The following is a 26,247-nucleotide window of genomic DNA, read 5'->3' on the forward strand; positions in this document are numbered from 1 at the left end:
GTTCGCCGCTCCCTGTCTCTTGCGTGTTACGCCAACTGACTGCGCAACTGCCGCGCCGCCGCGACCATGTTGACCAGCGCTGCTTCGGTCTCCGGCCAGGCGCGGGTTTTCAGCCCGCAGTCGGGGTTGACCCACAGGCGCTGCGCCGGGATCCGTTTTACGGCCTTGCTCATCAACTTGACCATCTCGGCAGTGTCCGGCACCCGCGGCGAGTGGATGTCGTAGACACCCGGGCCGATGTCGTTCGGGTAGTCGAACGCTTCGAAGGCCTCGAGCAATTCCATGTCCGAACGCGAGGTTTCGATGGTGATCACGTCGGCATCCATGTCGGCAATTGCCTTGATCACATCGTTGAATTCGCTGTAGCACATGTGGGTATGAATCTGGGTTTCATCCTTCACGCCCGAGGCTGTCAGGCGGAACGCTTGCACCGCCCAGTCGAGGTATTCCTGCCATTGTTCACGGCGCAGCGGCAGGCCTTCGCGGAACGCGGCTTCGTCGATCTGCACGATCTTGATCCCGGCGTTTTCCAGGTCCACCACTTCGTCCCGCAGAGCCAGCGCCAGTTGTTGCGCCTGGACTTTGCGCGACACGTCTTCGCGCGGGAACGACCACATCAGCATGGTCACCGGGCCGGTCAGCATGCCTTTCATGACCTTGTCCGTCAGGCCCTGGGCATAAGTGATCCAGTCCACGGTCATGGCGTTAGGACGGGACAGATCGCCATAAATCACCGCCGGTTTCACACAGCGCGAGCCATAGCTCTGCACCCAGCCGAAGCGGGTGAGCAGGTAACCGTCGAGCTGTTCGGCGAAGTACTCGACCATGTCGTTGCGCTCGGCTTCACCGTGCACCAGCACATCCAGGCCCAGGCGTTCCTGCACCTGCACCGCGTGGCGGATTTCGCTGCGCATGGCATCGTGGTAGTCGTTGGCCGACAGCTTGCCCTGCTTGAACGCCTGACGGGCCAGGCGGATCGAACCGGTCTGTGGGAACGAGCCGATGGTGGTGGTCGGGAACGTCGGCAATTTCAAACGCGCCTGTTGTGCGGCGATGCGTTTGGCGAACGGCGAGTGACGCTGGCTGTCGTCGGCATTGATCGCCTCGACCCGCGCTTGTACGTCGGCTTTGTGAATGCGCGGCGAGCGGGCGCGACTCTCTTGAATCACGCGGCTCTCGGCCAGAGCGTTTTGCACTTTTGGCGCCTGTGGATCGTTCAGCGCATCACGCAACACCGAGATTTCGCTGCACTTCTGCACGGCGAATGCCAGCCAGCTTTTCAGTTCCGGATCGAGCTTGTCTTCACGCTCGACATCCACCGGGCTGTGCAACAACGAGCAGGAACTGCTGACCCACAGGTTGTCGCCAAAACGCTCCTGCGCCGGTTGCAGTTGCGCCAGCGCCTGCTCCAGTTCGCAGCGCCAGACGTTGCGTCCGTTGACCAGCCCGACCGACAGAATCTTGTAGGTCGGCAGGCGATCGAGCACCTGACCGAGTTGCTCCGGTGCACGCACCGCATCGATGTGCAGGCCTTGCACCGGCAGGCCGACGGCCAGACCAAGGTTGTCTTGCAGGCCACTGAAATAGGTCGCCACCAGTTTCTTCAGCGGCGAGTACTGAAGGATGTGATAAGCGCGTTCGAAAGCGCTTTTCCAGGCTTGCGGCAGGTCGAGGGTGAGGATCGGCTCATCGATCTGCACCCATTCCACGCCTTGTTCGGCGAGGCGACCGAGGATTTGGTTGTACACCGGCAGCAGGCGCTCGAGCAGATCGAGCTTGTCAAAGCCGTTGCCTTTCGCCTTGCCCAGCCACAGGTAAGTCAGCGGGCCGATGATCACCGGTTTGACGTTGTGACCGAGGGCTTTGGCTTCTTCGACTTCATCGAACAGCTGTTCCCAGCTCAGCTTGAATTGCTGGTCCGCGCTGAATTCCGGGACCAGGTAGTGGTAGTTGGTGTCGAACCACTTGGTCAGCTCTTGGGCGTATTGAGTCTTGCCGTGCTCGCCGCCGCAGCAGGAAGACGTGGCGCCACGGGCCATGGCAAACAAGGTGTCGAGGGTCGGCAGGCCGCGTTCGTCGCGCACAGCGTCGAAGCGCTCGGGGATCACACCGAAGGTCAGCGAGTGGGTCAGCACCTGGTCGTACCAGGCGAAGTCGCCGACCGGCAGCAGGTCGATGCCGGCGTCCTTCTGCAGTTGCCAGTGTCTGGCACGCAGTTCGCGGCCGACCTGATTCAAAGCGGCCTGATCGAGATCGCCTTTCCAACAGGCTTCGAGGGCTTTTTTCAGTTCGCGGTCGGCGCCGATGCGCGGGAAACCCAAGGTGTGTGCCACGGCCATGTCGAGTGTTCTCCATTGCGTAAAAGATGGCGCCATTGTCGACAGCCAGGACAACATGAGACAAACTCAACCTTTTCGTGTTGATCACAAATTTTCCTCATGGAGCCTGCGGTGCTTGAGATCCGTCACCTGAAAACCCTGCATGCCCTGCGCGAAGCCGACAGCCTGGTGGACGCGGCCGACCGCCTGCACCTGACCCAGTCGGCGCTGTCCCACCAGTTCAAGGAGCTGGAAGAGCGCATGGGCATGCCGTTGTTCGTGCGCAAGACCAAACCGGTGCGCTTCACCAGCGCCGGCCTGCGCCTGCTGCAACTGGCCGACGCGACCCTGCCGCTGCTGCGCGCCGCCGAACGTGACATCGCGCGTCTGGCCGGTGGCACCGCCGGACGTCTGCACATGGCCATCGAATGCCACAGCTGCTTCCAGTGGCTGATGCCGACCATCGACCAGTTCCGCGATGCGTGGCCGGAAGTCGAACTCGACCTCGCTTCGGGTTTCTCGTTTGCCCCGCTGCCGGCGCTGGCCCGGGGCGACCTGGATCTGGTGGTGACGTCCGACCCGCTGGAAATCGCCGGCATCACCTACGTGCCGCTGTTCACCTACGAAGCCATGCTGGCGGTCGCCAACCAGCACGCGCTGGCAAGCAAACCGTACATCGTCCCCGAAGACCTGCTGACTGAAACCCTGATCACCTACCCGGTGGAACGCGATCGGCTGGACATCTTCACCCGCTTCCTCGAACCGGCCGACATCGAACCGGCGCAGGTGCGCACCTCGGAGCTGACGGTGATGATGATGCAACTGGTGGCCAGCGGCCGTGGCGTGTGCGGCATGCCGCACTGGGCGCTGCATGAATACAGCTCGCGGGGTTACGTGAAAGGCAAACGACTGGGCGAGAAGGGTCTGTTTGCGACGCTGTACGCAGCGATCCGCGCCGACATGCTGGATGCGCCGTACATGCGCGACTTCCTGCTGACGGCCAAGGACACTTCGTTCTCGACGCTGGATGGGGTCAGCGCGGTTCGTTGAGGCTGGCGGTTGGCACGAAAGGCGCGCACCACATGTGGATCTTGTCGAAGTAGTCCTCGCCGACCCGCACCGCCATCGGTTCGAGGCCGAACTGGATGAAGCCGCAGCGCTGATACAACTTGAACGCCGCGTCATTGCCGGCGGTGACGGTCAGTTGAATGACTTTCAGCGCCGGATGCTGCTGCGCTTCACCCAGCACCGCCTCCATCAGTTTCAAACCCAGACCGCGCTGGCGATACTCGGCCGACACATACATGCCGAACACCGTTGCCTTGTGCCGGGCCTTTTCCCGAGGCTCGAACGCCAGGCCGACGATACCCGCCAGCCGGCCGTCTTCGAACGCGCCGAACACCGCGTCGAGCTTGCTGGTCAGGCGTGATTCCCACCAGCTCAGCGGCATCACTGCGCGCTCGCGCACGCTGGAGGTGAACGCCTGCGGATGCCGGTCATAGGCTTCCAGCATCAGTTCGCGATAAGCCAGCGCATGACTGGCGTCCAGCCGTTCGATCCACATGCTCAAGCCGACCGGCGCTGTTCAAGCATCAGCCGCACGGCCAGGCCGCCGAGCACAAACCCCATGAAATAACGCTGCGCCGCCAGCCAGGTCGGATTGCTGACGAACCACGAAGCGATGCCCGCCGCGAACAGCGCGATCAACAGATTGACGCTGAAACTGACGCTGATCTGGGTCAGGCCGAGAATGATGCTTTGAGTGAACACCGAGCCGTGTTCCGGGGTAATGAACTGCGGAAATACCGAGAGGTAGAACACCGCGATTTTCGGGTTCAGCGCGCTGGTGAGAAAGCCCATGGTGATCAGTTTGCGCGACGAATCCGCCGGCAGTTGCTGCGCCTCGAATGGCGAACGGGCGCCGGGTTTCACCGCCTGCCAGGCCAGCAACAGCAGATACAGCGCACCGGCCCACTTCAACACTTCATAGGCCATCGGCACCGCGAGAAACACCGCGGTCAATCCGGCCGCCGCCGCGAACAGATGCACGAAGAACCCCGCCACCACGCCGAGCAGCGAAGTCACCCCGGCCCGGCGCCCCTGACAGATCGACCGCGAGATCAGGTAGATCATGTTCGGCCCTGGCGTCAGTACCATCAGCAGGGCGGCGGCGGCAAAAATCAGCAGGTCTTGAAGCGGGATCATGACGAAGTCCTTTGCACGAATGATCAGGCGATCGCGGTCAGCGAGGCTCGATAAAACGGCAGGATCAGGTCGCGTGTCAATGGGGCGAGAACCACATCGCCGTCGGTGGCAGGATCAATCCAGATCACCTCTTCGATCTCGGCGGCCGGAGATACCTTGACGTCGATGGTCAGCTGAAAGATCTCGGCCCGCACGACGAATCCCGGCTCGTTGGCGGCGGGTGCCGAGAACTGGCCGAGAAAGCTCGCCTGCACCGGATCGATCACCAGCCCCAGCTCTTCTTCCAGCTCACGGGCCAATGCATGCACCGGCAGCTCGTGGGCCTCGATCTTGCCGCCCGGTTGCATGAACGCCGTGGTGTTGCGCTTGCGCACCAGCAGGGTCTGGCCGGCGGGGTTAAGCAGCAACGCGGCGGCAATACGAATGATGCGGGGGGAAACAGCGGATACAGAGGTCATGTGTCAGCCATCGGCCTTGGGAAAAACCGCAAGGATCCCACGCCGGTCGCGCCAGCGTCATCATCCCTGGGCCAGAAGCACACTCTCTCCCTCCTCCGGTACTTTCACGAACACCTTGTATTTAGCGCCCTCCATGGCTTCGAAACTGATCAGTTTGTCCACCAGCAAAGCACTCAGCACCTTGCCGGCATTGAGCAGCAACATGCCGTTGTCGGCATTGAGGTTGCGCGCCAGGATCATCCCCGCTGCCAGCTCCCGGGTGCCCAGCACCTTGACGTTCGGATCGGTCAGGGTGATGTCGCTGACCATTGCACAGACCTTGATGAAATCCTCGATCAGTTCGGGATCGTAAAGTTTGCCGGCGTACTGGCGCAGGTACAGCAACGCTTCATCACTGTTCATTTGCCGTTCGAGAATCAGCCCGCGCTGCAACTCGACGAAATCCACCGCCAGTTTCAACAGCCGCGACCCCTGGGGAATGGCTTCGCCCTTGAGCCGGTCGGGAAACCCGCTGCCATCCCAGTGTTCCTGATGATGCAGAATCAGCCGCGCGGCATCCTTCATCGGGTCCAGGGTCATCAACAGCGATTCGCTCTGTTTCGGATACGCCCGATAGCGATCGCGCTCGGTGCTGTGCAACAGGTCCGACGGCGTGGTCATCATGCTGTCGGTCCAGCTCAGCTTGCCGATGTTGTAGAGCGCGGCGGCCATGGTCAGGTCGCGGCTGGCGGCTTCATCAAACCGATGTTCGCGGCAATAGCAGCGCACCAGTTCGATGATCTGCCGGTTGGTCTGCTTGGTCGGCGGCAGGCGCAGGTTGGCCAGCAACGAGAACATTTCGGTGCCTGTCAGGAAACTGCGCTTGAGCTCCTCGTAGGCCAGATCGAGCATGTCGGCGGTCTGCTGCAGCTCGGCGGTGCGGGCGGCGACGCGCTTTTCCAGGGTGCTGTTGAGCAACTTCAACTGATCGTTTTGCGCTCGCGTCAGTTGTTCCAGACGCTCGCGCTCGCGCACCAGGTGCTGATGCGCCAAGGCCTGGCGCAAGGTCAGGAGCATTTCTTCGTCGTTCCAGGGTTTGCTGATGTAGCGCTCGATCTGGCCTTCGTTGATGGCCTTGATGATTGCAGAAGGTTCGGCGTAGCCGGTGAGCATGATCCGCGCGGTCGCCGGGTACAGCTCATGAACGCGAGCCAGCAGCGTGGCGCCATCCATGTTGGGCATGCGCGCATCGCTCATCACCAGATTCACCGGTTGCTGCTCGAGGATTTCCAGAGCCTGGGCACCGCTGGTGGCCAGCAACACGTCATAAGGCTGGCCGCGCAGCAGGCGGCGCAGGCTGTTGAGGATCGGCTCTTCGTCATCGACCAGCAGGACCTTGGGTCGCAACGATGAATTCTGGGCGGTTGGCTCTTCCATGGCGATGCCTCACGGGAAACGGTAGACGTGGCTGGCGCGCCGACAGACCTCTCCGCTTGCCCGCGCCTGAACCAAAGGCTAGATGATTTTCGCCGGGGCCGTGTAAATCCTCTGTTACACCGCGACAGGCGAAGTTGCGCCCCTGCAACTATGCTCAAGTGGCTGGACGACACCATCGGCCTGCGCGCAGGCATGGGATGAGGGGAAAGGGATGCTCCCGATGACGAATGTGCGTGTACAGGCGGGTATTGCGTCATGAGTGCGCAAACCGGCCCTATCAACCGTCGTGTGCTGATCGTCGACGATACCGCGTCGATCCATGAGGATTTCGCGAAAATCCTCAAGTCGGCCACGGTTACAGACGACAGTCTGGACGAAACCGAAAACCTGCTGTTCGGCGATCCGACCTCCGCTCCCGCCGCCCCCAGGGACCCTTTCGAGCTGGACTCGGCCTATCAGGGCCGCGAAGCGCTGGACAAGGTCGAAGCCGCACTGGCCGCGGGGCGTCCCTACGCCATGGCCTTCATCGACATGCGCATGCCGCCGGGCTGGGATGGCCTGGAAACCATCGAGCGGCTGTGGCAGGTCGACCCCAAGCTGCAAGTGGCCCTGTGTACCGCTTATTCCGATTACTCCTGGGAGGACATTGACCAGCGGCTGGCCCTGACCGATCGCCTGCTGATCCTGAAAAAACCCTTCGATGCGATCGAGATCCGGCAGCTGGCCAGTGCCCTGACGGTCAAGTGGCAGATGACCGAAGACGCCGCCATGAAGATGAACCTGCTGGAGCAAGCGGTTCAGGCGCGTACCCGGGAGCTGTCCGACGCCAACATCATCGTGCAAAACAGTCCGACCATCCTCTACCGGTTGCGCGGCGAACCGTCGTTTCCGCTGATGTACATCTCCCACAACATCACCCGTTACGGCCATGTCGCGGCTGATCTGGTGGGGTCGGCCACTTGGGCGCAGACGCTGATTCACCCGGACGATCAGCCCAGTGTCGATGCCGCCATGGGTCGGGTGCTCGATCGCCATGCCGAAGGCGCCTCCATTGAGTTTCGTCTGCGCACGGGCGCAGGCGACTGGCGCTGGGTGGAAAACCGCTACATCCCGGTACGCGATCACGACGGCCGACTGCTGGAAGTCGAAGGGATCATTCTCGATATCACTGAACGCCGGCTGGCCGAAGAAAAGATGAACCTGTTGGCCCGCACCGACGGCCTCACCGGGCTGGCCAATCGCGCCACCTTGATCGAGCGCCTGCATCAGGCCTTCGCCGCCGCTCGCCGGGGTGCGGCACCCTTCGCGGTGTTTTATCTGGATCTGGACCATTTCAAGCGGATCAACGACACCCTCGGCCATCCGGTCGGCGATTTGCTTTTGCAGGAAGTGGCGCAGCGGATCAAATCGAATGTGCGGGAAAACGACGTAGTCGCACGACTGGGCGGTGACGAATTCGCGATCCTGCAGTTGGATGTCAGCGACCCGACCCAGTCCGCCACCGTTGCCGCCAAGATCCGCGATGCACTGTCGCAGCCTTACCACTTGACGGGCAATGCCCTGCACACCTCCGTCAGTATCGGCATCTGCCTCTACCGGGCCACAAGTCTGGATGCCGACAGCCTGCTGGCCGGCGCCGACATGGCGCTGTACCGCGCCAAGGAAACCGGGCGCAATCAGTACCAGTTCTACTCCGAGCAAATCACCCGGGAAGTGGCCGAGCGCATTACCCTTGCCGAAGAGTTGACGACAGCGCTCATTCAGGGAGGACTGAAGCTCGATTACACGCCGGAAGTGGACATGCACAGCGGCAAGATTCTCGGCATGGCCGCGCAGGTCAAATGGCAACATCCCAGGCTGGGTCTGCTGCCGGCGTCGGCCTTCGTACCGGCAGCGGAAAAGACCGGTGCAATCATCCCGCTCGGTCGCTGGATACTGGATCACGCCTGCTGGCAGATGCGCCAATGGCAAAACGAGGGAGTGGCGCCTCCGGTGATGGCGATCAGGATTTCCCTGGCGCAACTCAAGAGCGGGCCCGAGCTCATTTATGACGTGCTGCGCACCACCGCCCGTTGGGAACTGGCACCGTGGGATCTGCGTTTCGATGTCACCGAAGCGACCCTGGCCCAGACCAAATGGACTCACAACGATGTGCTGCCGCGCCTGAGTGAGCTTGGGGTGAAGATCGCCATCGACGATTTCGGCACCGAATACTCATCGTTCGATTACCTGAAAACCTACCGGGTCAATCACCTCAAACTCTCCCAATCCCTGATCGACAGTGCGGCCCAGGATGAAGGCAGCGCCAATACCCTGCGCGCGATCGTCAATTTCGCCCGGGATCTGGCAATCGACATCAGCGCCGAAGGCGTCCAGCCCGCAGATCGGGATGACGCCATCGGCTCGTCGGCACCGCTGAAAAACGTGCAAGGCGTTTGCTTCAGGGAAGCGGTCAGCCCCGAACAGGCGGCGCGTCTGCTGAAGGGCGGGAACGCGACTGCCCCGCTGCCCAGGGAGGATGAGGGATGAAAACACCTTTTCCCCAGACCAACCGGCGCATTCTGATCGTCGATGACACCCCGGCGATCCATGCCGACTTTCGCAAGATCCTCACCCCGGACACCCACGGTGAAGCGGATCTGAACACGCTTGAGCAAACGCTGTTCGGCACCCGCCAATCGCCGCACCTGACGTTCCAGCTCGACTCCGCCTATCAGGGCCAGGAAGCACTGAAACTGGTGCAAAACGCCCTGGACGAAGGCCGGCCCTATGCCCTCGCCTTCACCGACATGCGCATGCCGCCCGGTTGGGACGGCCTGGAAACCATCGAGAAACTCTGGGCAGTCGACCCCAATCTGCAAATTGCGCTGTGCACCGCCTATTCCGACTACAGCTGGGAGGCCATGGCAGAACGGCTGGAGTTCGGCGATCAGTTGCTGATCCTGAAAAAGCCGTTCGACACCCTGGAAATCCGCCAGATGGCCAATGCCCTGACGTGGAAATGGCAGCTCGCCCAGGACGCTGCACTGAAGATGCTCAACCTCGAGCAGACCATCGAAGCCCGCGTGCACGAATTACTCAAGGTCTCGCGCCTGTTGCAGTACGACAGCCTCACGGGACTGCCCAACAGCACCTTGCTCGGTGACCGTCTGACTCAGTCGCTGGCCGCTTGCCGCCGCCATGACAAACAACTGGTGGTGATGTTTCTCGGGCTGGATCGCTTCAAGCGCATCAACAATGCCCTGGGCCATCCGGCGGGCGACGAGATGCTCAAACGGGTCGGCCAGCAATTGCTCGCCTGCGTGCGCGAATCGGATTCGGTCTTTCGTTATGGCTCCGACGAATTCGTGGTGATGCTCAGCGACATCAATCACCCGCAGCAGTCGCGCAGCATCGCCGAGAAGCTACTCAGCGCCATCCGCGCTCCACAGACAATCGTCGGGCATGACGTGAGCGTCACGGCCAGTCTGGGCATCAGCCTCTACCCCGATGACGGGCTCGAGGCCATCGAGCTGATCAAGAAAGCTGAAACGGCCATGCGCAGCGCCAAGGAAAACGGACCGAACGAAATCGGCTTCTTCATCGAAGCCATGAACCAGCGCGCCCGGGAGCAGCAAAGCATCGAGTCGGGCATTCGCCAGGCCCTGCAACGCCAGGAATTCGTCCTGCATTACCAGCCGAAAATCGAGCTGGCCAGCGGCCGGGTTGTCGGTGCCGAGGCACTGGTGCGCTGGCAGAAACCGGGGCATGGCTGGGTCTATCCCTCGGAGTTCATCCCGGTGGCCGAAGACAGTGGCCTGATCGTGCCGCTGAGCAAATGGGTGCTGGCCGAGGCCTGTCGTCAGACCCGTGAATGGCAACAGGCGGGATTGCCGCCGATTCGCATGTCGGTCAACACCTCGGCCATCGACTTTCGTCAGCGCCACTTCGTCGAGGGCATCGAGCAGGTGCTGGCACAGACCGGACTGGATCCCCGTCTGCTGGAACTGGAGATCACCGAAGGCGTGCTGATGCAGAACGTCGACGCGACGATGAGCGCGCTGAACCGGCTGAAGGCGCTGGGCGTCCGGCTGGCGATCGACGACTTCGGCACCGGCTATTCCAGCCTCAGCTATCTGCGCCGGTTTCCCATCGATGTGCTGAAGATCGATCAGTCGTTCATTCGCGGTCTGAGCCACGACAGCAGCGATGCGGCACTGGTCGGCGCGATCATCAGCCTGGGCAAGAGCCTGAATCTGAACGTCATCGCCGAAGGGGTGGAGACCGCGCAAGAGTTGGCGTTCCTAAAGGATCACCACTGTGAGGAAGGCCAGGGCTACTACTTCAGCAGAGCCTTGCCGGTGGACGCCTTTGCCCGATTGCTGGCGTCCGCTCAACCTGGTCCGTGGGGTGTTTCATGAATCGCCCGGCGTTGTTTCTACTGTTCGCGCTATGCGCAAACACCCTCGCCGCGCCACTGGACGAGCCGCTCAAGCCCTTGCCGGCCATCCCGCCACAAGACCCGAAGCGGGTCGAACTGGGACGTCAGCTGTTCCATGACCCACGGCTGTCGATCAACAACACGCTGTCTTGCGCCAGTTGCCATCAACTGGATAAAGGCGGCGCCGACACCCGCGCCTTCTCCAATGGTTTCGGTGGACAACCGGTCGCCGTCAACACACCGACCGTGTTCAACGCCAGCCTCAATTTCCGCCAGTTCTGGGACGGTCGCGTCGAAACCCTGGAAGAACAGAGCAACGTCGTGATCACCAGCCCCCACGAAATGGGCAGCGACTGGAACACCGTGGTGCAACGGATCGCCGCCGACGCAACTTATCGCCAGGCCTTCAGCGCTGCCTATCCCGACGCCGTGACCCGGGCCAATATCCAGAGCGCCCTGTCCGCCTTCGAGCGCACGTTGCTCACGCCCGGTTCGCGCTTCGACCAGTATCTGTTGGGCAACACCGACATCCTGACCCTCGAAGAAAAGTACGGCTATCAGCGTTTCAAGGACTATGGCTGCATCGCCTGCCACCAAGGGGTGAACATCGGCGGCAACATGTTCCAGAAATTCGGCGTGTTCGGTGACTACATCGCCGACCGCGGCAACCCGACAGTAGCGGACCAGGGCCGCTTCAACATCACTGGTGACGAAGCCGATCGCGCCGTGTTCAAGGTGCCGAGTCTGCGCAATGTCGCCCTGACCGCACCGTACTTCCACGACGGCTCCGCGCCCACCCTCGAACGGGCGGTTGACGTGATGTTCCAGTATCAGTTGGGGCGCATGCCCAGCGAAGAAGACAAGACCCTGATCGTGCTGTTTCTCAAGACCCTGACCGGCCAGTGGGAGGGCAAGCCATGATGAAGGTTTCACGCCGTGTCAGCCTGCTGTTGCTTGCCCTTGTCACCGTGCTGCTGGCCTCGATTCTGGTGTTTCTGTACCTGAAATCGAGTTCCGAGCAGACGACGGCCTATACCGAATCCCGGGATCTGATCCGTCAGATCAAGCAACAGGATTCGTTATGGGAAAACGAAATACTGAAGGCCCGGGTCGCGCTTTCGCACAATTACGATCCGTTGATTTCACCCATGAACGAAATGAACCGTTTGTGGGAACGCTTCGACACCATGGAGTCCGGACACGGGCGCAGCGACTCGAAACAATGGAACGAGGCTCACGACAGTTTTCTCACGGCCATGCAGGAAAAGACCCGGCTGGTGGAACAGTTCAAGTCGCACAACGCCCTGTTGCGCAATTCCCTGGCGTTTCTGCCCACCGCCGAAGATGACATTCAGGCGCAACTGGCTGACCTGTCCGACCTCGACAAGATCCAGGTGCAGAACATCGCCACCGACACCTATGACCTGCTGCTCAGCGCCCTGGAGTTTTCCCAGGTCACCTCCGACGACAAGGCCGCCGACATCGTACTGGGCTTGAACAAACTGGCGGTGAATGCGCAACGCCTGCCCCAGGACTTCCAGGCCCCGATCCGGATCCTGAGCAATCACATCAACCTGATTCTGCGCGAGCAGCCAATCGTCAACCGCTTGCTCGAAGAGATAGAGGCGATCCCCGTGGCCGAGCGTCTGGACAACATCACCACCATGCTCAACCAGGATCAGCAACAGGCCGAAATAATCGACCGTCAATATCACTTCTATCTGCTGCTGTTTTCCGTCCTGCTGATGTTGTCGCTGTTGTGGCTGGCCATCCGCCTGATCCGCAGCTTTGCCGAGATCAACCGGGTCAACGCGGCCCTGCAAACCGCCAACGATGTGCTGGAGCAACGGGTCGAGGAACGCACCCGGGAACTCAAGAATGCCCAGAGTGAACTGCTCGGCGCCGCGCGTCAGGCCGGCATGGCCGAGATCGCGACCAACGTGCTGCACAACGTCGGCAACGTGCTCAACAGCGTGAACATCTCCTCCGACCTGATCTCGCGCAAACTGCGCAGCAGCAAGGCCCTGGGGCTGGGCAAGGCCATGCAACTGATCAACGAACACCCGGATGACCTCGGCCATTTCCTCAGCGAAGACCCCAAGGGCAAGCTGCTGCCCGGCTACCTCAATCAACTGGTCGGCGCCATCGCCCAGGAACAGCAGGAGATGGTTGACGAGCTGAACCAGATGAACAAAAGCGTCGATCACATCAAGGACATCGTCGCCACCCAGCAATCCTATGCCGGGGCCAACAGCATGACCGAGCCGCTGTACATCAATGAGCTGCTCGAAGATGCGCTGCGCATGAACGCCGGCGCCCTCACCCGGCACCACGTCACTGTGGTCAAGGAATACGCCGAAGTACCCCAGGTCATGGGCGACAAACACCGCTTGCTGCTGATCCTGATCAACCTGATCAGCAACGCCAAGTACGCGATGTCCGACCTGAGCAACCGCCCGCGCACCATGACCCTGGGGGTAAAGATCGTCGACGACAGTTTTCTGGAAATCAGCGTCAGGGACGACGGCGAAGGCATCGCACCGGAAAACATGACGCGGATCTTTGCCCACGGTTTCACCACCCGCAAGGAAGGCCACGGCTTCGGCCTGCACAGCTGCGCGCTGGCGGCCATCGAGATGAACGGCCACCTCACCGCCCACAGCGACGGGCCGGGACTGGGCGCCTTGTTCACCCTGCAGATTCCGCTGATCACCGTAATGGAGAACGCATGAGCGAGCTGTCGAACCGCCGCATTCTGCTGATCGATGACATGCCGTCGATTCACGAAGACTTTCGCAAGATCCTCGCCCCGGCGCCGGCGCACTCGGCAAAACTGGACGAGATGGAAGCCGCCCTGTTCGGCGTGCCCGCCAAACCCCGGCAAGCACCTTTCGAGCTGGATTCGGCCTACGGTGGAGAGGAAGGCCTGGCCAAACTCAACCTGGCCCTGCAGGAGCAATGCCCGTATGCCCTGGCCTTCGTCGACATGCGCATGCCGGACGGTTGGGACGGGGCGCGCACCATCGAAGAACTCTGGAAGCAGGATCCGCAGTTGCAGGTGGTGGTCTGCACCGCCTATTCGGATTACTCCTGGGACGAACTGCTGGATCGTCTGCACGCCCATGACCGACTGCTGATCCTGAAAAAACCCTTCGACAACATCGAAGTCCAGCAGATGGCCAACACCCTGTTGACCAAATGGCAGATGACCGAACGCGCCTCCCTGCAGATGCATCACCTGGAACATCTGGTGGATCAGCGCACCGCCCAGTTCCGGCAGGCCAGTGAAGCCTTGCAGCGGGAAATCGACGAACGCAAACAGCTGGAAGGCCAACTGGTGCAGTCGGAAAAACTCGCCTCGCTGGGTCAACTGGCCGCCGGGGTCGCCCATGAAATCAACAACCCGATCGGCTTCATCTCCTCCAACCTCGGTACGCTCGACGGTTATTTCCAGCAACTGCTGGCCATGCTCGGCGCCTATCACACCGCCGGGCAGGAATTGCCCGCCGAAGCCGCCGCGCAGTTGCAGCAATTGCGCGAGCGTCTTGAACTGGACTATCTGCTGGAAGACATCCCGACGCTGATTCGCGAATCCAAGGAGGGCATTGGTCGGGTCGGACAGATCGTCCGGGATCTCAAGGATTTCTCCCGGGTCGACAGTCAACAGGAATGGCAGTGGGCCAATCTGCAACAGGGCATCGAATCGACCCTGAACATCGTTGCCGGCGAGCTCAAGTACAAGGCCGATGTGATCAAGGAATATCAGGATCTGCCGGACATCGAATGCCTGCCCTCGCAAATCAATCAGGTGATCATGAACCTGGTGGTCAACGCGGCGCAGGCCATGGGCCCGGAGCGCGGCACCATCACCCTGCGCACCGGGGTGCAGGGCGAAACCGCAATCATCGAAGTGGCCGACACCGGTTCGGGCATCGCCCCCGAGACCTTGCAGAAAATCTTCGACCCGTTCTTCACCACCAAACCGGTGGGCCAGGGGACAGGCCTGGGCCTGTCCCTGTCGTATGGCATCGTGAAGAAACACGGCGGCGATATTTCCGTGCGCAGCACGTTGGGCGCCGGCACGACGTTTCGCGTGCAGTTGCCGTTGCGCCAGACTCGCCCGGCGGCCTGATGTAAGGTCAGGCGGCTTCCTGGAAATCCATCTCCGGCGGTTGTCGGCGGAAACCACCCGTAAGCACCGCCAGGTACACCACGCCAATCGCCAGCCAGCTCAGGCCCAGATACACCGCCAGGTGATCGAGGCTGACCATCAGCCACAAGTCCGCAGCCAGGCCGATGAACGGGAAGATCAGGAACAGGATCAACTCGCGCAGCCCCTTTTTCTCGCCGCCGATCCAGTAGTGAAAAATTACCGACAGGTTGACCAGACTGAACGCCAGGAACGCCCCGAAGTTGATGAACGAGGTCGAGGTGGTCACGTCGAGTTTCAGCGCCAGCAAGGCCACCACCGCACACAGCAGGATGCTGTTGACCGGCGTGCCGAAGCGCTCGTGCAAGGTGCCGAAGAATGACTTGGGCAGCACGCCGTCACGGCCCATCGCAAACAGCAGCCGCGAACCGCTGGCCTGGGCGGACAGACCCGAAGCGAACTGACCGACGATCAGGCCGATGAGGAAGATCGACACGAACAGGTCACCACCGATGTTGCGTGCAATCTCGTAGGCCGCCGAGTCGACGTTGTCGAACTGGAACGACGGATGGGCGATCTGCACGAAGTACGAGACGCCGACGAAAATCAGCCCACCGATCAGGGTGATCAACATGATTGCCCGAGGGATGGTGCGACGTGGATCGCGGGTTTCTTCGGTGAGGGTGCTGACCGCATCGAAACCGAGGAACGAATAGCAGGCGATGGCCGCGCCGCTCATGATCAGCGGCATCTGCATGTCGCCATTGAAGAACGGTTTGATCGACCACAGCGGCGTGCTGGCATCGCCGCCAACGTAATGCACGCACAGGGCGACGAAGGCGATCAGCACCAGGAATTGCACCAGCATCAGCAAGGCGTTGATGCCGTTGGCCAGTTTCAGGCCGATGATGTTGATCGCGCTGGTGATGCCGATGAACGCCAGCACCCAGATCCACTGCGGGATCGACGGGAAGGCCGACGCGAGGTACGCGGCGCCGATCAGCCAGATCGCCATCGGCAGAAACAGATAATCGAGCAGCACTGCCCAACCGGCGATGAAGCCGAGTTTCGGGCTGATCGCCTTGCGCACGTAGCTGTAGGCCGAGCCGGCCACCGGGAATGCGGCGGCCATGCGCCCGTAGCTCATGGCGGTGAAAAACATCGCCACCAGCGCCGCCAGATACGCGGCGGGCACCATGCCGGCGGTGGACTGGGCGAGGATGCCGAACGTGCCGAGGACAATGATCGGCGTCATGTAGGCGATGCCGAACAGCACCACCGACCCTAGCGAAAGGGTGCGTTGCAAACGAGCCATGGGCGACTTACTCCGGATTTTATTGGATTTATGGCAGAGGCCGAGTTCGGCGAATGTTTCGGGTGTTGCTTTGTTGTTCTTGGGTCAAACAGATGTGTTGTCTGGACGGGCCCCATCGCGAGCCGTGGTGCCACAGGATCAGGATCAGCGCGAGGGGATCAGCAGCTCACGTACTCCCGAGGCGTGTTCAACCACCTCCCCCGGCAACCTCAACCGCTGATCATCCAGATACCGATAATCCTTGCGCGCAATCTCCAACTGAGCGAAATCCAGCTCGACACTGAACCGCCCTTCCTCACGCCCGGCCTCGAACAGCAGCGTGCCCAGCGGATCCACCAGCGCACTGCCGCCGGCGAACATCAGCCCGTCATCCCCCGCTTCCACGCGGTTGACCATCAGCGCAAACGCCTGGTTTTCCTGGGCCCGGGCCATGATCGCGGTGCGGTGGGTCGGGCCGTACGGGTCCATGTTGCCGTTGGTCACGATCAGCAATTCGGCGCCCAGTTGCGCCAGGGCCCGGGCCGACTCGGGGAACTCGATGTCGTAGCAGATCAGCAGACCGACCCGCACGCCGTTCCACAGGCAGGTGGCGTAACGGTCGCCTGCCTCGAACACACCGCGATCAGAGGCCCATAGGTGGGTCTTGCGGTATTTCAGGGCGATGCCTTCGGGAGTAATCAGCAGCGTGGTGTTGTAGTAGCGGTCGTTGTCGTTCTCGGCCATGCCGATCACCACGGCAATGTTGCGCTCACGGGCGGCGGCCTGCACGGCGCTGACGGTCGGGCCGTCCAGCGGTTCGGCGATCTGCGCCACGGTGTCGGCGGTCGGGAAGCCCATCAGGTGGGTCTCGGGGAACACGATCAATTGCGTGTCGGCGGCGCAGGCCGCCATCGCCGCGAGGGCGCGTTCGAGGTTGTACGCCGTGTCTTTGTCACGGCCCGCCAGCTGGGCGAGTTCGACTTTCATGGGGAGTCCTTGTTATGAGCGCCGGGCGCCGAAAGATTGCCCGGCGGCTGTCTGTGGGCCAGTATGCTTCGCATTCGACCGGCCAGGGAATTACGCGGCCGGGGTAACCCGATAGGGGTAGAGGCATGACTCTTTCGTTTGACGACATCACCTGGCACCGCGCCGTCGGGCAGTTGATCGACGCCCTCGACAAGCCGAATTTCTGGGCGCAACTGGTGCGCCTGCTCGACCAGTACGTGCCGTTCGATAGCTGGGTGGCGCTGCTGTTCAGCGCCGACCGCCACCCGCAGGTGTTCGCCGAGTGCCCCGGCGCGGACGGCAGCCCCGATCAGCTGTTTCAGGACTACCTGCGCGGTCTGTACCTGCTCGACCCTTTCTACATTGCCTGCCGCGAACAATCGCGCACCGGGCTGTATCGCCTGTCGGAGGTCGCGCCGGAGCACTTCGAACTGACCGAGTATTACCAGCGATACTTTCGTCTGAATGTGGTGGCCGACGAAATCCAGTTCAATTGCCAACTCGAAGGTGACCGCACGCTGTGCCTGTCGCTGGGCAGTCAGCAGCGCTTCACCGGCGAGCAGATTGCCCTGCTGTCGCTGATCCAGCCGTGGGTGCTCGGCCTGTTGCGCCAGCGCCTGCCCTATGAAATCAACGAAACCGTGGCCCTGGCCCCGGCCCCTGCGCAACCGGACTGGCGGGTGCAGCTCGAAGCGTCGGTGCAGCAACTCAAGGGCGCGCAACTGACCGCCCGGGAACTGGACGTCGGGCGCCTGATGCTCAGCGGTTGCTCCAGTAAAGAAATCGCCCGTAAGCTGGAAATCTCTGTTGAAACCGTGAAAGTCCATAAGAAACACATGTACAGCAAGCTGGGGATCAAGTCCCAGTCGGAGCTGTTTTCGATCTTTCTGCAGGCGCAGAACGCCTGACTGCCGCAAAAAAACCGTCCGAACCAAGGAAACCGTATGAGCCTGTCACTCCTGAGCCGCTACGCCTTCTTTGCCGTCTGCGTGATTTTCACCCTCGCCAGCCTGCCCTTTCTCGAACATGACTGGCTGTGGCCGATCACCGCCGTCACCGGCGTATTGAGCCTGATCGGTCTGTTCGACCTGATGCAGAGCCCGCACGCGGTGCGCCGCAACTATCCGATCCTGGGCAACATCCGTTATCTGGTCGAGGGCATCCGCCCGGAAATCCGCCAGTACCTGCTGGAGTCCGACAGCGACGCCCTGCCCTTTTCCCGCGCCCAGCGTTCGCTGGTGTACTCGCGAGCGAAGAATGAAACCGCCGACAAACCGTTCGGCACCCTGATCGACGTGTATCAGTCCGGCTTCGAATTCATCGGCCACTCGATGCGCCCGGCACCGCTGAGCGACCCGAGCAGTTTCCGCGTCACCGTCGGCGGCCCGCAGTGCACCCAGCCGTACTCGGCGTCGGTCTTCAACATCTCGGCCATGAGTTTTGGCTCCCTCAGCGCCAACGCGATCCGCGCGCTGAACCAGGGCGCCAAACTCGGCAACTTCGCCCACGACACCGGCGAAGGCAGCATCAGCCCGTATCACCGCGAACACGGTGGCGACCTGACCTGGGAACTGGGCAGCGGCTACTTCGGCTGCCGCACCAGCGACGGCCGCTTTGACCCGGAACGCTTCGCCGCCCAGGCGCAGACCCCGCAAGTGCGAATGATTGAAATCAAAATGAGCCAGGGCGCCAAACCCGGCCACGGCGGGATCCTGCCCAAGCACAAGGTGACCCAGGAAATCGCCGACACCCGCGGCATCCTGATGGGCGAAGACTGCATTTCACCGTCGCGACACAGCGCGTTCTCCACGCCGATCGAGATGATGCATTTCATCCAGCAACTGCGTGAACTGTCCGGCGGCAAACCGGTGGGCTTCAAGTTCTGCCTCGGCCATCCATGGGAGTTCATGGGCATCGCCAAAGCCATGCTGGAAACCGGCATCCTGCCGGACTTCATCGTGGTCGACGGCAAGGAAGGTGGCACCGGCGCCGCGCCGGTGGAGTTCACCGACCACATCGGCGTGCCGATGCGCGAAGGTCTGCTGTTCGTACACAACACCCTGGTGGGGCTGAATCTGCGGGACAAGATCAAACTCGGCGCCAGCGGCAAGATCGTCAGCGCCTTCGACATCGCCAGCGTGCTGGCCATCGGCGCCGACTGGGCCAACTCGGCGCGCGGCTTCATGTTCGCCATCGGTTGCATCCAGTCGCAAAGCTGCCACACCAACAAATGCCCGACCGGCGTCGCCACCCAGGACACCCTGCGCCAGCGCGCGCTGGTAGTGCCGGACAAGGCCCAGCGGGTCTATAACTTCCATCGCAATACGTTGAAGGCCCTGGCGGAAATGCTCGCCGCCGCTGGCCTCGATCACCCGTCGCAACTGTCGGCCAAGCATCTGGTGCGGCGCATGTCGGCCACCGAAATCAAACTGTTCTCGCAGTTGCATGTGTTCCTGAAACCGGGGGAATTGCTCACCGGGGAAGTGAACGGCGAGTTCTATTCGCGGATGTGGCAGATGGCGCGGGCGGACAGTTTTGAGCCGCAGGAAATTGCGGCTGCCTGAGAATCAAACCGGCGCACTCCCTTTACAGATGTTGCGCCGGTCTCCCTTAATATAGGCCATCCTGAAAAGCGGGTAATGCGCACATTTTAAGTGCCTTAACGCCTAGAGATACAATCAGCTCCATCCCTGGACTTCAACAGTGCGATGGAGCTTTGCTGATAATCGTTTTTTTCAACCACCATCGTATCCAACTGCTTTGAGTAACTGCTTAATTCATCAGCATCCAGATCGATTACATAGAAACAAGGTCCCGTACTCCCTTCTTTCAGCTGCCTCTTCAACTCCTCGAAGGGTTTTGTACGAACCGACGACCCCAGTATCTGGAGATAATCGGAGTAAACCGAGTAGGCATAGACTGGTAAATCTCTACCCTCCTCTATTACTTTTTTCACGGGTGATCGCAGATCGCTCTCAATTCTGAACTGGCTGCGATCCGGGTCACTCAAAATAAACGAAGTGGAAACTCCACAAACGAATATCAACATCGTCCACCTGACAAAACCATCACGTACCAGACCAAAACCGTACGACACTAAAACAACAGTTATCGGAAGAAAAACCATTGCATTTTTCAGCGTCAGGATTGGCGTAAAAAACAATGACCTTAGGTAAGCTACCGTCACACCAAAGAACCAGCAAAACAACAAAACCTTCAATACATCCTTCTTATCCTGAACCCGAAACAACTCCACCAGCGCGAGAACCAGCAAGAGCAGACACAGCAGCACTACCGGCAAACTTCCGAACTGCACGACAAACATATCTATAAAAAAACTTTCTGGCGGTTTTCTTATCCACGTCCCGGTCCTGCCAAAGTTTTTCAATAGGTATTGGAACAGTGGAATCAATGAGCTGCAGATCAGCAGTCCAGCGATAGCACTCGCACTAAACAAACGCCTTTCAAAACCAGCTCGAATAGAAAAATAAATTAAAAGAAAAAACTGCGCCGCCATCGGAAGAAAACCAAAGTAATGGGTATTCACAAGCATTGAGCCAACAACTGAATACAACAAAACAGTTCTGAAATTTTGTGTCTCAAGCAAATTGAAAAACATCAGTAGCGACCACACCATCAACAAGACCAGAAGACTGTAAGATCTTGTTTCTTGCGCTTCGACGACAAGAATAAAGCTGACCGTGCTTAACAAGGCTGCAATCACGCCAACCCGACGATTAAACAACGCTGCCCCCAAGCAATACATTGAAGGAATTACTGCAACACTCAAGACAAGCGAGAAAATCCGTCCCACCCGTTCCCCATAACCAAAAACCTGATACACGAGCCAAAGCAAGATCTGATACAGCGGCGGATGAACATCTTCGACGGTCAGCTGAAAAACTGTATTTAAACTATTAGCCGGATTACTGACATTAACGCTAAAGACTTCATCAAACCAAAGACTCCGCTCAAACAGGCCATGGCCTCTCAAGACCCCTCCAATTATCACAAAAATTAATAATGCGACGTGTTCTCTCTGCACCACACTGATTGCTTTTGAAAACATGAACCTCTCCTGTGTTCCGGAGCTGCACCTGCGAATGGAGTATTTATTGTTTGATGTCTACAAACATTACTGCACCCAAACCGACTGCCAGCCACAGCGTGACGAGCCGCAACAAGACTGTTGCCGCAATGGAATCCGGTAAACCGACACCATCCGAAACCAGCAGCCCCACCATCACCGCTTCAGCACTGCCCAACCCACCGGGCATGAAACTCAGCGCGCCGGCCAGCATCGAAACGGCATAAATAAAAATCGCGGATATCAGAGTTACGTCTGCCTTCATCGCCAGCAAAATCCAGTAAAACGCCAACCCTTCCAATCCCCATGCCAGGACGCTCAACAGCGTCGCGCCAATCTGGCGGCCTGGGGTGTGGCAGCTGCGAGACTGATGCAACACATGAACGCAATGGCGTAGTAACCGGGAAAACCAGCCGTGCCGGTGCTCGATGCGCCGATCAATTGCGCTGACAAGACCCGACCGGGACACCAGCAACATGCAGCAGGCCAGCAGCACCAGACAGGCGACAATCATCGACAGCCATTCGGGATGAGCGCTCAAACCAAAAAGAGCCAGCGCAACTATCCCCAGCAAGTCGGAAAGTCGTTCACTGAACAACGCAGCAAAACTGTGCACGTAAGGCACATCCCAACGCTTGAGCAGGACGCCGCGCAACGCCTCGCCAGCCTTGCCAGGGGTGGTGGTCAGGGCGAACCCCGCCAGGTAGATTTTCAGGCTTGGCCACCATGGCATCGGATGGCGCAAGGCATTGAGATAAATCTGCCAACGCAAAAAGCGAAGACCGTAGCCAAGCAGAACCAGCCCGATGATTTTCCCTGCCTCCCATCCTCCCACCCGGCTGACCGCCGCGCTCACGGCCGCCCCTCCGCCCCACAGGGAAAAAGCCAGATAAACGAGAGCGGAGCAGACTGCCGAGCCGATCAGAACTCGATAGCGCCATCCGGAGAGCTTCACAGACTGATTCATAGATTCAGTCTCTTGAAAATCGGCTGGGGTATAGCCCGTATCAGACACATGATCCAAGCCCAGAATCCGGGTACGTAAAGCACCGCTTTCCTGGATTCGATGCCCGCGACAATCCGTCGGGCGACTGTCTCCGGTTGTGCAACCAGCAACGCCGGTATCTTCAGCCCCTGCGTCATCGGCGTGTCGACAAATCCGGGTTTGATCGTGATCACATGCACGCCCGACTTGAACAGACGTGGGCGTAAACCTTCACAAAATGTGGAAACAGCTGCCTTGGCTGAACCGTAGACATAGTTGCCGGGCCGCCCGCGATCCCCGGCAACCGAGGAAATAACCGCCAGCGTGCCGCTGCGCTGGACAGCCATCCGGTCAGCCAGCAGCGTCAGCAGCGCAATCACCGAAGTGCCATTGGTGACGAATGCCTGCACAGTCAGCTCGATGCTATTTTCGCACGCGGTCTGATTCGGCAAGGAGCCGTAGGCAATCAGGCAAATATCCACCGTCTGCAATGTCGCCAGGCAGTTCTCCAACATCATCGAGTGCGCGGCGATTTCGTTGACATCCATCACGTACGGCGTAACCGCACTCGCACCGCGTATTTGCAGGTCGGCGCAGGTCTGTCGCAGTTTTGGCGCATCCCTGGCGACTAGAAAGAACTGACTGCCTTCAGCCGCCCAATGACGCGCGCAAGCGCTGGCGATCGCCGATGTGGCGCCCACAATCAGTATTTTTTTCATTGAATGACTCGCTGCCAGAAACGGGAAATCAGGGCCGGGTCACGCATCGCTTCCACTTGCTCCCAGGCGGGATAGGCTCGGCGGAAATCACTGCCGCTCATATGGGCGTCTTTTGCCGGATACAAACGGCCACCCGCTTCCCGGACGATGGCATCGAGGCTCGGCAGGAGTTTGCTGCTCAAGGTTTTGTTCTGTGGAAAGTCCAGCGCCAGTGAGGTGCCCGGCATTGGAAATGACAGCAGCCCGGGCGATGCGATATCGCCGCAGCGCTTGAGTACTGCGAGAAAGGAACCGCTGCCGCTGCGGGCAATGGACTTGAGCAGTTCGGCCAGTGCCGCTGGGGCCACCGAGCTTGGCAAGACACACTGAAACTGTTGGAAGCCCTTGTGTCCGTAAAGGCGGTTCCAGTGCTCGATGCTATCCAGTGGATAGAAAAATGGACGGTAAGCAAGCGTCCGACATTGCCTGATTACCGGTTGCCGATGCCAATAAAAATGGTTGAACAGTTTCAATGTGATTGGATTGACCAGCGACACGGGCAGCCGAATCGGCAAACGCAGCGAATGTGAAGTGGCAGCCTCAAGCGAACCCGTTTCGCAATGATTGCCGGCCGTATAAACACCCCGCCCTTGCGCACTTCCCTTGGCCAGACAATCGATCCACGCAACGCTGTATTCGTGGCCGGCATCCATTTCACCCGACAGGTCAAAGAATGCCTTCAAGCTGTCAAAGCGCACCCGCAAGGTATCGATGAGGTTGGACTGGATTCTGCGCAGGCGAAGACTTACCCAGGTGATGATCCCCGTCAGGCCCAATCCTCCTATTGAGGCGGCAAACCACTGCGGGTTTTCCGATGCGGAACACACCATCGGCGGTTGCATGGATCGATGCAAACCGAAACTCATCACCGAATGGGCAAACGTGCCGCAGCGATGATGATTTTTGCCGTGCACATCATTGGCCACCGCACCGCCCAGCGTCACATGTTGAGTCCCGGGCGTAACGTGCAAAAACCAGCCGCGCGGGATGGCCAGTTGCAGAATCTCGCCCAAGGTGATTCCGGCCTCGGCACAGATCCAGCCGTTATCCCAATCGGCATCTATCAAGCGATTCAGAGTACGCATTTGCAACACATGATCACTGGCAGCCAGACAGCTGTCGCCATAGCTTCGGCCATTGCCGAAGGGCAAGGTCGATCCATGGAGTCCGGTAAGCTGCTGCAACTGCGGTCCGACTTCGCTTTGCCAGTGGCATGAATGGCCGCTCTGCAACACATGGGGATAATGTCCCCACGAGGTCAGTGGCGGCTTCATGCCGCCACCCAGAAAACCAGACAAAACACTGCGCCCATGGCCAGGCTCAGGCGATCACGCACGGCAAAGACCACCGGGTCGTCATTCATCCGGCCGCGATGGGTCAGCAACCAGATTCGGGTAATCCAGAGCAGCAGCACGGGGCACGCCAGCCAAATCCACCGAGGGTGCGCATAAAGCGCGGTAGTCGCACCGTCATGGATATAAAGCGCCAGCACCATGACAGCCAGATACCCGGATGCAGCCCCCAACGAGGAGAGCATTGCCAGATCCGCTGGAAAGTAGTCGCGTCCACCGGTTCTCCCGGTGATGCCGCTGTTGAGCGCCAACAACAGTTCGGCGTAGCGCTTGATCAGCGCCAGGCTCAAAAACATGAACATGGAAAAGGCCAGCATCCAGACCGTCAGTTCCAGTTCGAAAGCGGCTCCGCCAGCAATGATGCGCAGGGTATATAGAAGGGCCAAAACAATGACATCGAGCGCCATAAGCCGCTTCAGCACCAGCGAATAAACCAGCGTCAGCAAGTAATAACAGGCAAGTACCACCACGAATTGACGCGGCAGCCAGATCCAGGACCCCGTGAAGGCCACCAGCAACAGCAGAGGAAAAACCATCAACCCGGACTTGATCGACAAATCCCCACTGGCGAAGGGCCGATCGTGTTTGGTTGGATGCTTGCGATCATCGGCAAGGTCAAGCAGGTCGTTCAGAACATAGACGCCCGATGCGCATAATCCAAAAAACAGGAAGGCCAGCACGCCGTGCCACAACGACATCGGATTGACCAGTTGATGCGCGGCGAGCAAGGGAATAAAAATCAGGGTGTTCTTCACCCATTGATGAATGCGAAAGGCTTTGTACCAACTCCTGAAGTTCGAAGCGTAGACACGCTCCACCTGAACGACGTTGCCCAGGTGCCTGGCGGCAAGTTCGACACCCGGTAACGGATTGACGACATAGCCTTGCCTGGCGGAACGCCATACCGGGAGATCGTCGAATGAGTTGCCGACGTAGTCGAATCCCCCGTCACCGTACAGCTCCACCAACAAATCACGCTTATTCATCCCCGACAGGTTGCACTCAAGCGTGGTTGCCAAAACCTCATCGAACACCTTCAGGTGCTCAGCTATGCGTAACGCCAACGAATGATGGCTGGCCGTGGCCAGCACTATTTTCCGGCCGCTGTTGCGTTGCGCCTCGATCATCCATAGAACATCCGGATCGTAGGGCAATGTCGTGACATCGATGGCCGTTGCATGAGCTAACTGTTCTTTCAGATAGGATCGACCGCGACCGAGCCAGATCAAGGGTTTGCAACATTGCAGCGGGGCCTGCCTCATAAAGGCCATTGCACATTCGAACAACAGATCAGTCTTCAGAAGCGTTCCGTCCAGATCGACGACGAATGGCGTCGTCGACAGGCAAGGGGCGTTTACCGACGGTGCATCAGGCAGAGATACGTTCATGGCTTGCGCTCCCGACACAACACAAACCGAAAAAAGCAGTACCCCAGCAGCAGATTCATCAGGGAAAACCCAGACACCGTCACCAGCCCCGGCAAATTGCGTGAATCGGCAAATACGCCCACGCCATAACTCAAAACACCCATCACGCTCATGAACATCAGGTACGCCAGCACCGACGTTCCGGTCTCGAACGTGTACAGCGCGTTCATGTAAAACGCGAAGGATGCGGCAACGCAAAACGCGGCGAAGTTACTGGCTGCCTGGTCTAGCTGGACCGCGCTGCTCAGTACAAAAAAAATCTGCCAGTGAACCAGCGTTGCGGCGAGGCCAATTGCCGTTTGTGCGGGAAATCCTTTCCACAAGATCCTCATCGTCAATCCTTGCTGTCACTGCAACGGGCGGGGCTTTCAC

Annotated in this window: 21 protein-coding genes; 8 read left to right on the forward strand and 13 right to left on the reverse strand. The window is 59.8% G+C overall.

Features of this window, described 5'->3' with window-relative positions; translation table 11 throughout:
- Positions 1 to 26: 26 nt before the first annotated feature.
- Complete coding sequence (gene metE, locus QLG12_RS01725; RefSeq protein WP_197868490.1) at positions 27 to 2,339, reverse strand: 5-methyltetrahydropteroyltriglutamate--homocysteine S-methyltransferase; 2,313 nt, start codon at positions 2,337 to 2,339, stop codon at positions 27 to 29.
- A gap of 111 nt (positions 2,340 to 2,450) precedes the next feature.
- On the opposite strand from metE, the gene metR reads away from it, so the two are divergent.
- On the forward strand, positions 2,451 to 3,368 hold the full coding sequence (metR, locus tag QLG12_RS01730) for a transcriptional regulator MetR (protein ID WP_197868489.1): 918 nt from the start codon (positions 2,451 to 2,453) through the stop codon (positions 3,366 to 3,368).
- On the opposite strand, the gene QLG12_RS01735 is transcribed toward metR, so the two are convergent.
- From QLG12_RS01735 to QLG12_RS01750, 4 genes are read right to left on the reverse strand one after another with little or no spacing between them, the layout of a single operon-like run.
- Entirely contained in the window at positions 3,352 to 3,882 is a 531-nt protein-coding gene (locus QLG12_RS01735; RefSeq protein ID WP_011335759.1) for a GNAT family N-acetyltransferase, read from the reverse strand. The genes metR and QLG12_RS01735 overlap by 17 nt on opposite strands.
- Before the next feature lie 2 nt (positions 3,883 to 3,884).
- On the reverse strand, positions 3,885 to 4,523 hold the full coding sequence (locus QLG12_RS01740) for a LysE family translocator (RefSeq protein ID WP_282473772.1): 639 nt from the start codon (positions 4,521 to 4,523) through the stop codon (positions 3,885 to 3,887).
- A 23-nt stretch (positions 4,524 to 4,546) separates the two neighbouring features.
- Positions 4,547 to 4,981 carry an NUDIX domain-containing protein gene (locus tag QLG12_RS01745; protein ID WP_282473773.1) on the reverse strand — a complete coding sequence of 145 codons (435 nt, stop codon included), beginning with the start codon at positions 4,979 to 4,981 and terminating at the stop codon, positions 4,547 to 4,549.
- Positions 4,982 to 5,041: 60 nt separating this feature from the next.
- Positions 5,042 to 6,397, reverse strand: a complete 1,356-nt coding sequence (locus tag QLG12_RS01750) for an HD domain-containing phosphohydrolase (RefSeq protein WP_282473774.1) — start codon at positions 6,395 to 6,397, stop codon at positions 5,042 to 5,044.
- Between the two features lie 255 nt (positions 6,398 to 6,652).
- On the opposite strand from QLG12_RS01750, the gene QLG12_RS01755 reads away from it, so the two are divergent.
- Genes QLG12_RS01755 through QLG12_RS01775 form a run of 5 tightly spaced genes read left to right on the forward strand, consistent with a single transcriptional unit; the run spans position 6,653 to position 14,949 of the window.
- Positions 6,653 to 8,926, forward strand: a complete 2,274-nt coding sequence (locus tag QLG12_RS01755; protein WP_282473775.1) for an EAL domain-containing protein — start codon at positions 6,653 to 6,655, stop codon at positions 8,924 to 8,926.
- Positions 8,923 to 10,797, forward strand: coding sequence for an EAL domain-containing protein (locus QLG12_RS01760; RefSeq protein ID WP_282473776.1), 1,875 nt, complete (start codon positions 8,923 to 8,925; stop codon positions 10,795 to 10,797). The genes QLG12_RS01755 and QLG12_RS01760 overlap by 4 nt, the downstream gene beginning before the upstream one ends.
- Entirely contained in the window at positions 10,794 to 11,738 is a 945-nt protein-coding gene (locus QLG12_RS01765) for a cytochrome c peroxidase (RefSeq protein WP_282473777.1), read from the forward strand. The genes QLG12_RS01760 and QLG12_RS01765 overlap by 4 nt, the downstream gene beginning before the upstream one ends.
- A complete protein-coding gene (locus QLG12_RS01770; protein ID WP_282473819.1) occupies positions 11,738 to 13,549 on the forward strand; it encodes a DAHL domain-containing protein in 1,812 nt (603 codons plus the stop codon). The genes QLG12_RS01765 and QLG12_RS01770 overlap by 1 nt, the downstream gene beginning before the upstream one ends.
- Positions 13,546 to 14,949, forward strand: coding sequence for an ATP-binding protein (locus QLG12_RS01775; RefSeq protein ID WP_282473778.1), 1,404 nt, complete (start codon positions 13,546 to 13,548; stop codon positions 14,947 to 14,949). The genes QLG12_RS01770 and QLG12_RS01775 overlap by 4 nt, the downstream gene beginning before the upstream one ends.
- Positions 14,950 to 14,956: 7 nt before the next feature.
- Here QLG12_RS01775 and QLG12_RS01780 read toward each other — a convergent pair whose 3' ends face one another.
- Positions 14,957 to 16,282: an APC family permease gene (locus QLG12_RS01780; protein ID WP_282473779.1), complete on the reverse strand. Its 1,326-nt coding sequence runs from the start codon at positions 16,280 to 16,282 to the stop codon at positions 14,957 to 14,959.
- A 144-nt stretch (positions 16,283 to 16,426) separates the two neighbouring features.
- Positions 16,427 to 17,248, reverse strand: a complete 822-nt coding sequence (locus QLG12_RS01785; RefSeq protein WP_197868481.1) for a carbon-nitrogen hydrolase family protein — start codon at positions 17,246 to 17,248, stop codon at positions 16,427 to 16,429.
- Positions 17,249 to 17,373: 125 nt separating this feature from the next.
- Between QLG12_RS01785 and QLG12_RS01790 the strand changes: the two genes are divergently transcribed.
- Together QLG12_RS01790 and QLG12_RS01795 are read left to right on the forward strand one after the other, a co-directional pair.
- A complete protein-coding gene (locus tag QLG12_RS01790; RefSeq protein WP_011335770.1) occupies positions 17,374 to 18,174 on the forward strand; it encodes a LuxR C-terminal-related transcriptional regulator in 801 nt (266 codons plus the stop codon).
- A 36-nt stretch (positions 18,175 to 18,210) separates the two neighbouring features.
- Positions 18,211 to 19,830: an FMN-binding glutamate synthase family protein gene (locus QLG12_RS01795; RefSeq protein WP_064383868.1), complete on the forward strand. Its 1,620-nt coding sequence runs from the start codon at positions 18,211 to 18,213 to the stop codon at positions 19,828 to 19,830.
- 95 nt (positions 19,831 to 19,925) lie between these two features.
- Here QLG12_RS01795 and QLG12_RS01800 read toward each other — a convergent pair whose 3' ends face one another.
- Genes QLG12_RS01800 through QLG12_RS01825 form a run of 6 tightly spaced genes read right to left on the reverse strand, consistent with a single transcriptional unit; the run spans position 19,926 to position 26,207 of the window.
- Complete coding sequence (locus QLG12_RS01800; RefSeq protein ID WP_282473780.1) at positions 19,926 to 21,335, reverse strand: glycosyltransferase family 39 protein; 1,410 nt, start codon at positions 21,333 to 21,335, stop codon at positions 19,926 to 19,928.
- A gap of 43 nt (positions 21,336 to 21,378) precedes the next feature.
- On the reverse strand, positions 21,379 to 22,320 hold the full coding sequence (locus QLG12_RS01805; RefSeq protein ID WP_197868478.1) for a lysylphosphatidylglycerol synthase transmembrane domain-containing protein: 942 nt from the start codon (positions 22,318 to 22,320) through the stop codon (positions 21,379 to 21,381).
- Entirely contained in the window at positions 22,317 to 23,057 is a 741-nt protein-coding gene (locus QLG12_RS01810; protein WP_197868477.1) for an SDR family oxidoreductase, read from the reverse strand. The genes QLG12_RS01805 and QLG12_RS01810 overlap by 4 nt, the downstream gene beginning before the upstream one ends.
- Entirely contained in the window at positions 23,054 to 24,370 is a 1,317-nt protein-coding gene (locus tag QLG12_RS01815) for an FAD-binding oxidoreductase (protein WP_282473781.1), read from the reverse strand. The genes QLG12_RS01810 and QLG12_RS01815 overlap by 4 nt, the downstream gene beginning before the upstream one ends.
- Complete coding sequence (locus tag QLG12_RS01820) at positions 24,367 to 25,836, reverse strand: UbiA family prenyltransferase (protein ID WP_282473782.1); 1,470 nt, start codon at positions 25,834 to 25,836, stop codon at positions 24,367 to 24,369. The genes QLG12_RS01815 and QLG12_RS01820 overlap by 4 nt, the downstream gene beginning before the upstream one ends.
- The gene (locus QLG12_RS01825) at positions 25,833 to 26,207 is read right to left on the reverse strand and encodes a GtrA family protein (RefSeq protein WP_197868474.1); all 375 of its coding nucleotides are present in this window, start codon (positions 26,205 to 26,207) and stop codon (positions 25,833 to 25,835) included. Before QLG12_RS01825 ends, QLG12_RS01820 begins: the two co-directional genes overlap by 4 nt.
- Positions 26,208 to 26,247 lie beyond the last annotated feature (40 nt).

The sequence above is a fragment of the Pseudomonas sp. V88_4 genome (assembly GCF_029967985.1).
GTDB classification, from domain to species: Bacteria; Pseudomonadota; Gammaproteobacteria; order Pseudomonadales; family Pseudomonadaceae; genus Aquipseudomonas; species Aquipseudomonas glycinae.